General features: G+C 67.1%; 14 protein-coding genes. 3 read left to right on the top strand and 11 right to left on the bottom strand.

The annotated features are described in order from the left end of the window. Positions 1-17 precede the first annotated feature (17 nt). Both QNM97_RS04220 and QNM97_RS04215 read right to left on the bottom strand, forming a co-directional pair. A complete protein-coding gene (locus tag QNM97_RS04220) occupies positions 18-1,580 on the bottom strand; it encodes a hypothetical protein (protein WP_283821733.1) in 1,563 nt (520 codons plus the stop codon). Positions 1,581-1,810: 230 nt separating this feature from the next. Further along, positions 1,811-2,203, bottom strand: a complete 393-nt coding sequence (locus QNM97_RS04215) for a DUF4188 domain-containing protein (protein ID WP_283821732.1) — start codon at positions 2,201-2,203, stop codon at positions 1,811-1,813. A 48-nt stretch (positions 2,204-2,251) separates the two neighbouring features. Here QNM97_RS04215 and QNM97_RS04210 point away from each other — a divergent pair, with 48 nt between their 5' ends. Then, positions 2,252-2,848 (top strand): TetR/AcrR family transcriptional regulator, encoded by a 597-nt coding sequence (locus QNM97_RS04210; RefSeq protein ID WP_283821731.1) that lies wholly within the window; start codon positions 2,252-2,254, stop codon positions 2,846-2,848. A gap of 362 nt (positions 2,849-3,210) precedes the next feature. On the opposite strand, the gene atzF is transcribed toward QNM97_RS04210, so the two are convergent. The 5 genes from atzF to QNM97_RS04185 are packed head-to-tail and all read right to left on the bottom strand — an operon-like array spanning position 3,211 to position 10,055. After that, positions 3,211-4,872, bottom strand: a complete 1,662-nt coding sequence (gene atzF / locus QNM97_RS04205) for an allophanate hydrolase (protein WP_283821730.1) — start codon at positions 4,870-4,872, stop codon at positions 3,211-3,213. Beyond that, the gene (locus QNM97_RS04200; RefSeq protein ID WP_283821729.1) at positions 4,869-6,854 is read right to left on the bottom strand and encodes a 5-oxoprolinase/urea amidolyase family protein; all 1,986 of its coding nucleotides are present in this window, start codon (positions 6,852-6,854) and stop codon (positions 4,869-4,871) included. Before QNM97_RS04200 ends, atzF begins: the two co-directional genes overlap by 4 nt. Next, entirely contained in the window at positions 6,851-7,522 is a 672-nt protein-coding gene (locus QNM97_RS04195) for an urea amidolyase associated protein UAAP2 (protein WP_283821728.1), read from the bottom strand. Before QNM97_RS04195 ends, QNM97_RS04200 begins: the two co-directional genes overlap by 4 nt. 39 nt (positions 7,523-7,561) lie before the next feature. After that, positions 7,562-8,398: an urea amidolyase associated protein UAAP1 gene (locus QNM97_RS04190; protein WP_283821727.1), complete on the bottom strand. Its 837-nt coding sequence runs from the start codon at positions 8,396-8,398 to the stop codon at positions 7,562-7,564. A 55-nt stretch (positions 8,399-8,453) separates the two neighbouring features. Then, positions 8,454-10,055, bottom strand: a complete 1,602-nt coding sequence (locus QNM97_RS04185; protein ID WP_283821726.1) for an amino acid permease — start codon at positions 10,053-10,055, stop codon at positions 8,454-8,456. A 210-nt stretch (positions 10,056-10,265) separates the two neighbouring features. On the opposite strand from QNM97_RS04185, the gene QNM97_RS04180 reads away from it, so the two are divergent. Both QNM97_RS04180 and QNM97_RS04175 read left to right on the top strand, forming a co-directional pair. Continuing rightward, positions 10,266-10,898, top strand: a complete 633-nt coding sequence (locus QNM97_RS04180) for a TetR/AcrR family transcriptional regulator (protein ID WP_283821724.1) — start codon at positions 10,266-10,268, stop codon at positions 10,896-10,898. Positions 10,899-11,021: 123 nt separating this feature from the next. Beyond that, a complete protein-coding gene (locus QNM97_RS04175) occupies positions 11,022-11,525 on the top strand; it encodes a MarR family transcriptional regulator (protein WP_283821723.1) in 504 nt (167 codons plus the stop codon). Positions 11,526-11,592: 67 nt separating this feature from the next. On the opposite strand, the gene QNM97_RS04170 is transcribed toward QNM97_RS04175, so the two are convergent. The 4 genes from QNM97_RS04170 to QNM97_RS04155 form a co-directional block, all read right to left on the bottom strand. Then, positions 11,593-11,874, bottom strand: coding sequence for an endonuclease domain-containing protein (locus QNM97_RS04170; RefSeq protein WP_283821722.1), 282 nt, complete (start codon positions 11,872-11,874; stop codon positions 11,593-11,595). Positions 11,875-11,918: 44 nt separating this feature from the next. Next, positions 11,919-12,461 (bottom strand): type IV toxin-antitoxin system AbiEi family antitoxin domain-containing protein, encoded by a 543-nt coding sequence (locus QNM97_RS04165; protein WP_283821721.1) that lies wholly within the window; start codon positions 12,459-12,461, stop codon positions 11,919-11,921. A 112-nt stretch (positions 12,462-12,573) separates the two neighbouring features. Further along, positions 12,574-13,443 (bottom strand): 3-hydroxyisobutyrate dehydrogenase, encoded by an 870-nt coding sequence (gene mmsB, locus QNM97_RS04160; RefSeq protein ID WP_283821720.1) that lies wholly within the window; start codon positions 13,441-13,443, stop codon positions 12,574-12,576. A 33-nt stretch (positions 13,444-13,476) separates the two neighbouring features. Next, a complete protein-coding gene (locus tag QNM97_RS04155) occupies positions 13,477-14,640 on the bottom strand; it encodes an acyl-CoA dehydrogenase family protein (protein WP_283821719.1) in 1,164 nt (387 codons plus the stop codon). Positions 14,641-14,644 lie beyond the last annotated feature (4 nt).

Below are 14,644 nucleotides of genomic sequence, written 5' to 3'. Positions count from 1 at the left end.
GCCGACGTGGAGAACCCTCAGCTGGCCGGGCTGGCCGCCGGGATGCCGCCGGTGCTCTGCGTGCTGCCGGAGTCGGCACCGGTGTCCGTACCCGCCGACGAGGTCGGGGCCGCCGACGGCGCGCTGGTGCGCGTCCCCGACGAGGTGCTCGACTGTGACGACCGGCTGGTGCTCGACGACGAACTCGGCGTGGTTGTGGTGCTCGACGTCGTCGTGCTCGGTGTGGTGCTCGACGACGCGGTCCTCGAGCTCGAGGAGGTGGTGCCGGTCTCGTCATCGGCGACGGCGCTCCGCGCGGCCCGTGAGGTGGTGCTCTTCGTCGCGGCCAACGTCCGGGCCGACGTCGTCGTCAGCGCAGGCGTGCTGGTCACATACGGTCCGAACGGAGCCAGCCCGAACGGGAAGGTGATCTGCGGGATCGTGATGATCGGGATGATCTGGGAGGTGTCGAGGTTTCCGGTCACGATCTGCGGCAGCGCAAGCATGTTCGGGCGGGCTGCCCCGTTGATGGTCGCGGTCGGGTAGATCGTGATCGTCGAGCCCAGCCAGTTCACGGTGATTGGCGCCGACAGCCCGTAGTCACTCGTGAGTGCCAGCAGCGAATCGCCGCCGAGGGACAGGCGGGTGAAGTCCTTGCTGAGGGTGAATCCCTGGCCTGCGACGAACTTTCCGAGTGCGGTGGTCAACACCTGCGCGGGATTGAAAACGACTGCGGTGGGATCGGTCAATGCGAACTGCACCTGCGGAATGCTCTGCAGCTGATCGAGTTTGAAGTCGAAGGTACCCAGGACGTTGGCACACGCACCCACGTTCTCGGCATATGCCGCAGTCAGGACGCCATAGCAGCTGACGTTCTTGATCGACGGGATCGAGGTACCCGTCGGGATCGTGAAGATCTCGATCGGGATGGCACTCGTGGTCCACGCATTGGCCATACCGATGATCGCGAATGCATATGCCGTCCGGCCGTCGCTCGCACCGGCTGTCGCGAGGCTCAGCGGGAGATACGAGATGGCCGTGGCCTTGCCACCACCCGACGCAAGGGCGAACTGGAAACCATCACCGATGACCTTCGCGGAGCCCTCGGGAAGGGCGGCATCGGGTATGGGTACGGTGACCCCCAGGATCTTGCCGTTGATGGCAAGACCGGACACGGCGTTGAATACCTGCTGCGCCAGCGTGTAGGCGGCGTCTGGGACAAGATCGATCGTCGTCGGCAGGACCACTGCGACGCCTGTTCCCGTCGAACCGGTGCAGTCGGCACCTCCGTTCGTCGGGCCACCGTCGGAATCAGAGGAGCAAAGGTCGAAGCGCCACTGCTTCGCGAGCACCTGCGTGACCCCGTTGTTCGCCAGAGCGGCGATGACGTCACCGATGGCTCCGGTCGGACTCGGAGTCGACGTCGGCAATGACGCCGCCCGTGCCTGCCCCTCCCCCATGCTCACACCGAGTCCGATGGCCAGCACCGAGAGCAGCGCGACCACCGCGATCCCGAAGCGCCGGTGCCGCGGTGGCCGCGGACTCGGCGCGGAAATACGTTCTGGGCGCGCGGTTTCGCGGCGGGTCAGCACATCGGCCATGGTGTCCAACTCCTGGTTCCTGAAGAGAAGCTGAGACAGTAAACCACGGCTAACCCGAGCTGCGCATCCAATTCATCATCAGGCCATAACGTGCAGTTTCAACAACACGGCAAGCGCGTCTGGAGGGCTCAGACCGAGTGCGACATCTCGGCCACGTTGTGTCTGCTGCGCTGCGCCGCGGTCGCGGTTCCCGGACCCACCGGCACGGCACCCACCGCTTCGGCCAGCCCTTACGGCGGCATCCCACTGGTGATCGTCTCGTGTTCACCGATCACATAGGTCTCGTGCCAGATGCCGACGGCATTGCGGTCGGCGAAGCGCTTGTTGAACCATCGCCACGCCGGCAGATGTGGCGCCCGGGCGTCGGCAGCAAACCGGCGGATGTCTTCGGCACTTCGCCAGTACGACACGACAATGATCGACGCCCCGACGTACAGCCGGCCCGACAGCAGTCCCGCCTCGGGGTTTCGCTTGAGATACACCAACATTCGTGGCATGGCGAGGAAGACGGCAAGCCACGCCCCGGGATGCCGGAGCCGCGGCATGCTCATGCCGATGAGGAACAGCGTCGTGCCCTCGGGCGGGGTCTTGTTGGTCATGCGTTGAGCCTCGCGTGCGGTCATGACGACTCCTCGTTTTGTAACATTGTTACGAAACGATGTCATGGAACGATGGCGAATATGGCAAGACCCAAGATCCACGACGATGACCTCCGCAAGCGCCTTGTCGACGAGGCCACCGCGATCGTCGAGACGGACGGGCTCGGGACGCTCTCGGTGCGATCGGTGGCGCGCGCGGCGTCGACGTCGACCACCGCGGTGTACTCACTGTTCGGCAGCAAGGACGACCTCACCCGAGCGGTGTTGGTGCGCGCTCTGCGTGACTTCGCGGCGGCGCAACGCGACGCGCGAACCGAGGAGCCGATCGGCCACGTCACCGCGCTCGGAACCGCGTACGTCGGTTGGGCTTTGGACAACCCTCGACTCTACGAGCTGATGTTCGGCCTGAGCGCACTCGGTATCGAGGCAACCGAGGAGACCATCACGGCTGGTGCCGAGGCCTTCGCCCCGCTGCACGAGGCGGTGACGATGGCCATCGCCTCGGGCATGTTCCGGCCGGCCGACCCGACGACGGTCACCGCGTCGTTGTGGGCGCAGGTGCACGGCGCATCACTACTCCTTCTCGCGGGCTTGTTCCCCGACGGCGCCGACCCCGTCCTCGCCATCTCGGCCATCGTCGACGGGTGGCGAGTTGGCCCGATCGGGTAACGATTGACCGGCGTCGGGCAGCGGATACTTATCGGCACAAGGGGTCTCGAGGCCACCGTGGAGAAAGTGACCGCCTGCAATGACGGGTCGTTTCCCATCGATGGTCGAGGTGCGAGGCGCGTGCGCCGAGCCTCGAGACCACCTGCTACGGAGCTGATCCGGTGCCATCGTGGTGCAGATACTCATCGGCACAAGAGGTCTCGAGGCCTCGTCGCTAGCGCTCCTCAGCACCTCGACCATCGGAAGAAGAACCGCCTCGACCGTCGGGACAAGTCACGACTCGACCATCGGGAGAAGGACCACCTCGTCCATCGGGAGAAGTCACCATCGGAAGAACAACACCCCGAACATCGTTGGGAACGTCACCACCGATCCCGATCGAGCCTCTCCCCTTCCGCGCCTGCGTCGGCCGCGCAGCCGAATCCGACGACCCATCGACCGTCGGACAGCTCGACCCGACCCAGCATCATCGGTTCGGGCAGGGCGGCGAGGAACTCGCCCAGGGCCGAGGCGGAGAGTATCCACCGCTCTCCGTGAATCGGCGCACCGCACTCCGGATCTCGGATGAGTCCCGGCTTCGGCGGTACGGTGTCGAGCTTCACCAGACGATAGTTCGGTGCGGTCAGCACCTCTCCGGCCCACCGGGCACCACGCCCGGACAGCTCGTGGGTGAGTGGACCACCCCGCATGTGCGCACCGAAGACCGCCAATTCCACACCTCCGGCGTGGGACTCCGGCCACGCCGCACGCGGCAGGCGATCACCGCGGAACCGACGGGCGAGATCCATGATCGCCGCATCGTGATGAGCCTTGCCCAACAGTGTGATCCCGAATTGCGCTGTGCTGCAGTCTGGTTCGTCGACCGTACCGGCGGGCACGGCGACCGCGCACAGATCGAGGAGGTTGCAGAAATTGGTGTAGGTGCCCATCGCCGAGTTGACGCCGATCGGATCGGCGGTCACCTCGTCGATCCGGGGGTGGCGCGGCGCCGTCGGCACCATCAGCGCGTCGGCGTCACCCCACTCGTGCATCGCGCGCTCGCGCAGGTCGGCCAGTCGGCGGCGTGCCCGCAGCAGGTCGACGGCGCTGAACCGATCGGCACCGGTGATGATCGCCGCGACCGTCGGATCGACGCCCGCGGCCACCGGATCGGCGAGCCCGGAGAGGAATTCACCCACCGCGTCGTAGCGCTGGGCGACGAGTGCGTCGTCGTAGAGCAGTGTGGCGGCGGCGAGGAAGGCCGACACATCGATGGTCTTCACCCGGAAACCGGCGTCCTCGGCACGTGCGACCGCTTCGCCGAACGCAGCCCGCCACGCGGCGTCGAGTTCGGGAAGTTGTTCCGGGACGGCGAGTACCGGCGTCTCGGGCGCGGCGAAGGCAACGTGCCCGCCGAACGGCCGGGGGCCGCACGCGTCGGCCATGGCCGCCATCGCACGGTCGGCGGTGTCGAGGTCGGCGGCAAAGATCGTGACAACGTCATGATCGGCGCAGGCCGGCACCACACCCGTCGTGGACACCACCCCGAGGGTCGGCTTGACCCCGACGATGCCCTGGAGCGCCGCGGGGACTCGGCCCGACCCGGCGGTGTCGGTACCGATGGCAATGTCGGCGAAACCCAACGCCACCGCGACCGCCGACCCGGAACTCGACCCACCGGAGATGCGGTCGGAACGACGCGAATCCCGCACCGCACCATGGGGACTGCGCGTACCGACCAGCCCGGTCGCGAACTGATCCAGGTTGGTCTTGCCGATCACCACGGCACCCGCCGCGCGCAACGCGGCGACCGCCGGGGCATCGGTGTCGGGGGTGTAGGCGTAACCGGGACACGCCGCGGTCGTCGGCACACCGGCGACGTCGACGTTGTCCTTGACCGCCAGCACCATTCCGGCCAGCGGCCCGCCCGCGGCGAGCGACTCGGCGTACTCGGCGGCGACCTGCGTGTGCGGTCGCAGCGTGATGAAAACCTCCGGCCGGTCGGCCTCGGCAATACGTGCGTAGAGATCGTCGATGCGTGTCATGCGGCGAATTCCCCTCCCTGCGACCAGCGTTCGCGTTCCTCGGCGCGCGCACTCTCCATCGCCCCGCGGGTGGCGTCGATCTCGTCGGCGTGCGCGTCGAGGAACTGTTGGTGTGCCGACAACGAGAACATACCGTCGGTGATGCGGACGGAGTCGCCGCGGCCCGCGGCGACGTCGGCGCGCATGTCGAGAAGTTCCTCGGCGCTCACCGGATACCAGCGAATACGGTCGAAGAAGCGCAGCAACCACGGGTGCTCCGGATCGAACCCGGGTGTGGTCTGCGGGTGGCGGTGATTCCACACCTGGGTGGTGCGGCCGACGAACTGGTAGCCGCCGGGGCCCTCCATCCCATAGATGCAGAGGTAGGCACCACCGATGCCGACGGCGTTCTCCGGGGTCCAGGTACGCGCCGGATTGTATTTGGTGGTCACCAGCCGATGACGCGGATCCAGCGGAACCGCCACGGGTGCACCGAGATACACGTCGCCCAGACCGAGCACCAGGTACTCGGCGTCGAAGACGATGCGGTGGACGTCGTCGACCGAGTCGAGCCCGTTCATCCGTCGGATGAACTCGATGTTCCACGGGCACCACGGCGCATCCGACCGCACGCCGAGCATGTACCGCTCGATGGCCTCGCGGGTCGCCGGATCGTCCCACGACAGCGGCAGATCCACCACCCGGCTCGGAACCACCAGGTCGTCGGCGGACGGGAGTTGTGCCTCGCATTCGCTGAGCCACTGCAGCATCGAGGTCTGCGACCACACGTCCGGGTCGGCCTTGACCTGCAACGAACGAATACCCGGAGTGAGGTCGATGAGCCCCCTCGGCCGTTCGGCGGCGATGCGTTCACTGAGCGCATGCACGCGGGCCCGCAGCTCCAGATCCAGTCGCATGTCGCCGTATTCGACGAGGATGTTGTCGTCGCCACTGCGCCGATAGGTCACCTCGGTGGTGCCGTCGGCGGTCGTCGTGCGCCCGAGGATGCCGTGGTCGGCGTCGCCGCCGGTGGACAGGACATGCGGGAAACTCGCGCGCCGGTCGCGGCCGAGCGACGACGGAGACGCCGCCGCCCTCGAGCGCACCGGGACGAAGCGCACCGTGTCGCCGGGCTTGAGCTGCCCGAGCTTCCATCGTTCGGCAGCGACCACGGTGACCGGGCAGACGAACCCGCCCAGAGACGGGCCGTCGGGCCCGAGCAGGATCGGGGTGTCCCCGGTGAAGTCCAGTGCGCCCACCGAATACGCGTTGTCGTGGATGTTGGACGGGTGCAGGCCGGCTTCGCCGCCGTCACTGCGCGCCCAGCGCGGTTGGGGACCGATCAGACGGATGCCGGTGCGGTCGGAATTGAAATGCACCTCGTAGCCGGTCGACATCAGGTCGTCGATGTCGGCGGCGGTGAAGAACTCCGGCGCGGAGTGCGGGCCGACGGTCACCGCGAGTTCCCACGAATTGGTCAGCGCGGGGATCTCGTCGGTGAGAATCCGGGTGATCGGCCCCGATCCGGCGGGCCCGATCGTCAGTGAGTCGCCATCGGCGAGGGTCCGTCCGTCCTTGCCGCCGAATCGCCCCATCGTGAAGGTGGACCGGCTGCCGAGGTACTCCTCGACGTCGATGCCGCCGGCGACTGCGACGTACACGCGCAGACCAACGGTCCCCACGGTTCCGATGTCGAGGACCTGCCCGGCATCCAGGTGCAGCGGAACCCATTGTGCAGCAGGTGTTCCGTCGACGGTGATGAACGCCGGTGCACCGGTGACGGCGACGACGGTGGGTTCGCCGAAGCGCAGTCGGGGGCCGGCCATCGTCGCCTCGAGGCCTGCGGCCGAGTGGGGATTGCCGACCGCTTGATTGGCAAGCCGGAACGACAGATCGTCCATCGGCCCCGACGGCGGCACCCCGACCTTCCAGTAGCCGGTGCGGCCGGGCCAGTCCTGGACCGTGGTGAACGGTCCCGCACGCAGGATCTCGCACGCGGTCATCGGGTCACCACCACACGCACCGCGGTCGGGTCGAAACCGTTGCACGGGTTGTTGATCTGTGGGCAGTTGCTGACCAGCACGAGGGTGTCGACCTCCGCCCGCAACGCCAGCCGGCGACCCGGTGCCGACAGGCCGTCGACGATGCCGAGCGAGCCGTCGGGGTCGACGGGCACGTTCATGAAGAAGTTGACGTTGCCGACGAGGTCGCGTTTGCCCAGCCCGTGCCGTGCGCCGCCGATCAGGAAGTTCTCCACGCACGCGTGCTGGTGTTTGGTGTGGTGTCCGTAACGCAGCGTGTTCGATTCCTGCGAGCAGGCGCCGCCGAGGGTGTCGTGATTGCCGACCTCGTCGGCGACGATGGTCATCATCGGTGCCGATTCCTGGTCCCGGATCACCGTTCCGGTGGTCAGGAAGATGTTGCCCTGCGCGGCGATCGTGGCCTGTGCGCTGTAGCGGATGGTGTGATCGTGGGCGCCGTAGAAGAGGGTGTCGACGGCCTGGTTGCCGTGCAGGTCGACGATGGTGAGAACGTCACCGGCGGTGACGATTCCCGACCAGGGGCCGCGTTCGCCGACGATCTCGTCGAGGATCACCTCGCCGGGAACGAGTGCGATCTCGGCGGCCGGTGCCGTCGTCGGGTCGAGGGTCGGATCGAGTGTGGTGGTCATGGTTGTCCCTGTGGGTGTGGTCGCGGGTGGGTGTCGAGGTCAGAAATGGGTGGCGCGGTGGGCGTCTTCGCTGTTGGCGACGGCCCGTTGATATTCGGGGTCGCGGCGCTCGGCGTCGGCGATGAGTACCTCGAGGTCGGCGGTCGCGCGCCAGGCGAGCACCTCGAGCGGGCCGGCCTCGAAATCCGTCGCGGGGTCGAGGGGGTGGGCGGTGTTGGCGAGGGCGACGATGCACGGGAGATGAAAGATCAGCTCCACCGTCGTATCCGCGCCCGCCGACCCGGTGGATCGCAACGAGCCGTCGGCGTCGACGGTGACGCCGTGGAAGAACGACAACGACGGTGCCACGTCGGTGGGTGTCAACCCGTTCTTGGCGGCGGCCAGCACGAGCATCTCGCGTCCCGCCGGGCTGCCCGAATGCGGGCTCCCGGCACCATATTTGGCGATGTTCCCGGCGAGCGTCGAGGTGCCGCAGAGCGCGTCGTGATGACGGCTGTCGTCGGCGACGACGGTGGCCAGCACCCGACCCTGGTCACTGTGCAGCGGGTGCCCGGTGGTGAGGTAGGCCTGCCACGGCACCTTGACGGTGTCGGCGACGTTCAGGCGTTCATGCGGGGCGTCGGCGCGCCACATCAGCAGGTGTGCGCAGGCCGTTCCGGTGATGTCGCGCAGGCGAAGTCGGCTTCCCCGGGCGAGTACCTTGGTGGTGTAGCGACCGCCCGGGACGGTCTCGGCCCAGGTGAGGTCGGCGGCGTCGACGCCGGCGGGCGGGTGCGGCCATCCGGTGGCCGGCACCACCGGCATCGAGTCGGTCAGGGTGGTGGCCTGGGCCCGGGCGTGCGCGCGGGCGCCAGCGGTGGTGGCGGTGGCATTCATGGTGAGAGTCCTTGGGATCGAACAGGTGTGGTGGTTGGGTATCGTCGGCGTGAGGTCAGTCGACGGTGGCGATGTCGCTGGTCTGGCGGCTGGTTGCGGCCCGGCCGATGGGCGTGACCGGCTTGGGATGCTCTTTTCCCCTGGGATAGCAGGCGATTCCGACGAGGACCGTGATGGCGATCGAGATCGGGCCGGCCCACCGCAGGATCGGCATGTCACCTGCGGGGTCGAAGATCTCGGTGCGCGGCCAGGCGAGGTTCACGACCATCAGTGCCCCGTAGATCACCGCTCCGAGATTCACGATGATGCCGAATCGCCCGAGCCCGAACAGCTTCTTGCCCTCGGCGTCGACCTCGACGGTCCCCTTCGGCCAGCCCTGCAGGCGTCGGTACAGCATCGGTCCGGTGACCGCGAGGTAGGCCAGGTAGATCAGGATGATGCAGACACTCGCGAGGGTCGCGAAGATCGCCGGGTTGCCGACGTTGACCAACAGGGTCGCGACGCAGAGCAGCCCGATCAGGATGGACGGCGCGATGGGGGTTCCGGTGCGCGAGTTGACATGTGCCAGTCGCGAGGAGAAGGGCAACCGGCCGTCGCGGGCCATCGAGAACATCAACCGCGAACACGCGGTCTGGATGGCCAGGGTGCAGATGAAGATCGCCACCGCGACGTCACACAGCAGGACCTTGCCCCAGAAACCACCGAGCACCGAATCCAGCACGTAGGGCAGGCCGCCGGTCGCGAGTTCGTCACCGAGTGTCGGAGCAGCCATCAACGCGCCAAGCAGCATCAGGCCACCACCGATCGCCGAGACGGTCAGCGCCATCCGGATGGTACGCGGTGCGACCCGTCGGGGGTTGCGGGTCTCCTCGGCGAGCTCGCCGGCCGACCCGAAGCCGACCATCACGTACGCGGCCATCAGACCCGAGACGATGAACGCCCAGATGTAGCCGGGTTGCTGTCCGGGCAGTCCGGTGTCGAAGACGACGTCGGGGCCGCGCTTGGCGTGGGTGAACAGGGCCAGCACCACGGCGGTGACGCCGACGAGCTCACAGGTCACGCCGATGTTGTTGACGCGGCTCATCCACCGCACCCCGACGCAATTGATCGCGGTGACGGCCACCAGCAGCACCGAACCGAGCAGGACCGCATTCGCCGCACCGGAGGTGCTGGTGAGCGTCGGGTCGTCCCCGATGATCTGGAAACCGGTCCACACGGCGGGCAGGACGACCTGCAGGGCAATCGCCGCTGCGGCCGCGGTGACGATCTGCGCGATCATCATGAACCACCCGCCGAACCAGCCGACGACTTCTCCACCCATTCGGCGCGACCACTGGTAGATCGCACCCGAGATCGGGTACCGTGCGGCGATCTCCGCGAAGCACAACGCCACCAGGAACTGGCCGCCGTAGACGACGGGCCAGGTCCAGAAGAAGGCCGGCCCGCCGAATCCGAAACCGAGACCGAACAATTGGAAGATCGTCGTCAGGATCGAGACAAACGAGAAGCCGGCCGCGAACGAGGCGAACTTACCCAGCGAGCGGTGCAGCTGCTGGTCGTAGCCGAGCTCGAGGAGGTCGTCGGAGTCACCCCCGCCCGACGACGGCGAGGCGGGAGTCGGGGTGGGCTCCGGGGATGAGTGAGCGGTCATGGTCATGGCGATGTCCTTCGGTAGGGCTCCCCGTCGAGCGCTGTATCTGTCAGTTGATAGATAACTGCCCGTCTATTTCTGTCGAGTGATAGATATGTTGCGGGCGGGGAAACCCCTGTGACAGCCGTGTTACGCACCGTTGCGTTAGGCTGATTCTGTCGCGAAACCGACCAGCATGCAGCTTTACGAGGAGCCGACCGCGAGGAGCCAGCCGCCATGTCCCGTACCGCGCCACCCCGCGGCACCGGCCCCGGGCGGCCCCGCCTGACCGAGCCCAAGCGGCGCGGAGCCACCGCACGCGAGGAGATCCTCGACGCCGCCGGCGAGTTGTTCGTCCGACACGGCTACAGCGGTACCTCGACGCGCATGATCGCCGACGCGGTCGGGATTCGGCAGGCCTCGCTCTACCACTACTTCAAGAACAAGGACGACATCCTCGCCGCGTTGCTGGACACGACCGTCGTCGGATCGCTCGAGACCGCACGCGAACTACTCGATTCCGACGCACCCGCCCTCGACCGTCTCCTGGAACTGGCACGCATCGACGCCCAGCAACTGGTCGACGCACGCTGGAATCTCGGCTCGCTCTATCTGCTACCCGAGGTCGCCGACGAGCGATACGCCCACTTCCGCTCCGCCCGACAAGAATTGGCCGGAGCGTACGAGTCGCTGGCCGCCGAGGCACTCGACGACCCCACCGACATGCGCCGACTACTTCCCTTCCGCCTCGTCGAATCGGTCATCATGCTGCGTTCCGACGAGCAACGCGGCGAACTCGGTGATCACACCGTCGCCGCGCTGGTCGACACCATCGTCGGCGCGATCCGCGTGCTGCTCGCTGCGCCGTGACGCCGGGTGTCGGACTCCGTCGACCACACCACACTGTGCCGACCGATCTCGGTCATTCCCGTGCGTGGCGACCAGGGCGATCGGTTGCCGCGGCACACCGGGTGCCGGGATAGGGTATGACGCATGGCAGGCCGGAGCATGCGTTTCGATCCCATCGCCGAGGCGAAGGACAACTGGGCCGAAGCCGGATGGGGTGATGTCGCCGATGGAATGGTTGCGGTCACGTCGGTGATGCGCGCCCATCAGATTCTGTTGGCACGCGTCGAGACCTCCTTGCGCCCTTACGATTTGACGTTCTCTCGCTTCGAGTTGCTCCGTCTGCTCGCGTTCTCGCGGCACGGCGCCCTGCCGATCACCAAGGCCAGCGACCGACTGCAGGTCCACGTCACCAGCGTCACCCACGCGATCCGTCGACTCGAGGAGGCACAGCTGGTTCGGCGGCTGCCCCACCCCACCGACGGACGCACCACACTGGTGGAGATCACCGACCTGGGGCGCTCCACCGTCGAAGACGCCACGACGACACTCAATCGCGAGGTGTTCGCCGACGTCGGCATGGACCGCGACGAGATCCGCGGCTTGGTCGGTGCCATCCACTCGCTGCGTCATCACGCGGGGGATTTCTGACGGTGGTCGTCGTTCCAGGTGATCAATATGACAATTCCGCCGGATTCCGGGCGAAACGTCATACTGATCACGCCGCCGACGAGCGCAGGGCAGCCGCGACCTCCGCGGCAACCTGGTCGGGGCGATCGATGAGGTCGGCCCACGTGTAGTTGAGTACCTGCCAGCCGGACCGAATCAGGGCATTGCGTTTGGTGCGATCACGCTGAAAGGCGACCGCGTCACGGTGGTAGGCGAAACCATCGATGTCCACCGCGACCTTCTGTTCGGGAAACGCGAAGTCGATCACGTACCCGCACGTCGGCAGATTGGCCACCCAGCCGGAAACACCGGCCGCGCGAAAGATTGTCACGGTGAGCCGCTCCGCTTGCGACCGCGCGCCGTCGCCGATGAGCCTCAAGTAGCCGACGCCTGGGCGGCGCCATGCCGCTTCGGGTGACGGGTATGAACATCGGCGAGGGACTCAGGGGTCACTCGCCCGGACAGCAATGCCGAGTCCATGAACGACAGTCCCAGAGCAACTGACGCTTCGAGCACCGTGAGATCGGCCGCCGTCGTCCGAAGGCCGTCGTGCACGACGATGTCGTCGTCATGGAGTTCGCGATAACGGGTCACCGCCGTCGCCGATGATCGGCGAGCGCGGCCTCGGGTCTGAGTGAAGACCAGGTGTTTTCGCGGTTCCTCGGAGCACAAGCCGAGCCACCACGCTGCCGCCGCGCCACCCAGAACGGCATTCCTGTGCACCGAGAGCACCGCGATCCGCGCTTGCGCCCGAGGACCCCGGGCGTGTCCGGCGACGAGGTGAACGCCGTGCGCCACTTCTCTCCACGCGCCGGACGCCACGCGTCGCGCGATGGCCGACTCGCTCACACCGCAGTCCAGCGCTTCTCTTGTGGTGAACACGCCGTCGCGACGGACCGACAACTCGTGAATGTCCATGGGGATTGGACGCGAGCAGACCGCATCCGGTTCCATCGGCGACGTCGTCGTTGATCAGTATGACGTTTCGCCCGGATTCCGGAGGAAACGTCATACTGATCAACGGGTCAACTCAACGCAAGGTCTCGATGATCGCCGAGAAGTCCAGTCCCGCGTTCTGCTCGGCGAAGGCCCGATACAGTTGTGCCGCATGGGTTCCCAGGGGTGCGCGGGAACCGGTGTCGGCGATGGCGTCCATGGCCAGGCCGAGGTCCTTGTTCATCAACGCGGTGGCGAAGCCGGGCTTGAACTCGTTGTTGGCCGGCGACGCCGGCTGCGGGCCGGGCACCGGACAGTTGGTCTCGATGGCCCAGCAGTTGCCGGTCGCTCCGGTGACGACGTCGTAGAGCGCCTGGTCGGAGAGGCCGAGTTTCTCGGCGAGGACGAAGGCCTCGCCGACCGCGATCTGCTGCACGGCCAACAGCATGTTGTTGCAGACCTTCGCGGCCTGCCCGGCACCGGTGTCACCGCAGTGGATGATCTTGCCCGCCATGGGATCCAGGGTGGTGCGCGCCGCGGCGAAGGCCTCCTCGGTACCGCCCACCATGAACGCGAGGGTGCCCGCGGTCGCGCCCTTCACGCCACCCGACACCGGGGCGTCGACCTGTGCGAAGCCGAGATCACCAGCGCGCGAATTGATCTCACGGGCATCGGCGACCGAGATCGTCGAGCTGTCGATGAACAGCGTGCCGGTGGCGCTCGCGGGGAGGATCTCGTCGTAGAGTTGCTTGACGATTGCGCCGCTGGGCAGCATCGTGATCACGACCTGCGCCACCGCGACGGCTTCCACCGCGGTCGGGAAGGTCTCGACGCCGCTCTCCTGCGCCGCTTTCACCGCCTCGGGCACCGGATCGAAGCCGTGCACCGTGTGCCCGGCCTTGACCAGGTTCGCCGCCATCGGCCCACCCATGTTGCCCAGTCCCAGAAAGGCGATCGTCGTCATTGTCGAATCTCCATATCGAATCTCTCGGTGATGTCAGTTCGAGAAGCGCGATGCAATGGACCGACCCACCACGACTCGCATGATCTCGTTGGTTCCCTCCAGGATGCGGTGCACGCGCAGATCCCGGACGATTTTCTCGATTCCGTACTCGGCCAGGTACCCGTAGCCGCCGTGCAGTTGCAGCGCCTGGTCGGCGACGGTGTAGCACGAGTCGGTGACGTAGCGCTTGGCCATCGCGCACTGTTCGACCTTGTCCGGGGCACCGGCGTCGAGTGCACTCGCCGCGTGCCACAGCATCAGGCGCGCGGTCTGCAGCGAGGTCGCCATGTCGGCCAGCGTGAATCGGATGGTCGACTCGTCGATCAGCGCCGCCCCGAAGGCTTTTCGGGAGGCGACATAGGCGGCCGCCTTGTCGAAGGCCGCCTGCGCACCACCCAACGACGACGCGGCGATGTTGAGCCGACCACCGTTCAGTCCGTTCATCGCGATACCGAATCCGATGCCCTCGGTGCCGCCGAGAAGACTCGTCGCCGGCACTCGCACCTCGTCGAGGATCACCTGCGCGGTGGGTTGTGCGTGCCACCCCATCTTGTGTTCCTGCGCACCGAAACCCAGCCCCGGCGAGTCCTTCTCGACGAGGAAGGTGGAGATGCCCTTGGGTCCGGCGTCCCCGGTCCGCGCCATCACGACGTACAGATCCGAGGCACCCGCACCGGAAATGAACTGTTTGACGCCGGTGAGCACGTACTCGTCCCCGACGCGCTCGGCACGGGTCGACAGCGCTGCCGCGTCCGAACCGGCACCCGGCTCGGTGAGGCAGTAGCTGGCGACGGTGTCCATGCTCGCGAGCCGCGGAACCCATTGTGCGCGTTGCTCGTCGGTGCCGTACTCGTCGACCATCCACGTACACATGTTGTGGATGGACAGGAAGGCGGCGACCGCCGGATCGGCGTAGGCGAGTTGCTCGAAGATCCGGACCCCGTCGAGTCGGCGCAGCCCGCTACCGCCGGCGTCCTCGGCACAGTAGATCGCACCCATGCCGAGCTGCGCGGCCTCGCGCAGCTCGTCGACCGGGAAGTGGTTGTCGGCGTCCCACCTCAGGGCGTGGGGGGCAATGCGTTTCGCGGCGAAGTCGGCTGCGGTCTCGACGATGACGCGCTCGTCGGCGTCGAGACCGGAGTCCACGAAGGTCGTCATCGCC

Source organism: Gordonia sp. L191, assembly GCF_030077625.1.
GTDB classification, from domain to species: Bacteria; Actinomycetota; Actinomycetes; order Mycobacteriales; family Mycobacteriaceae; genus Gordonia; species Gordonia polyisoprenivorans_A.
The sequence above is the reverse complement of the archived record's forward strand: the minus strand, read 5'-3'. Positions and strand labels throughout refer to the sequence as shown.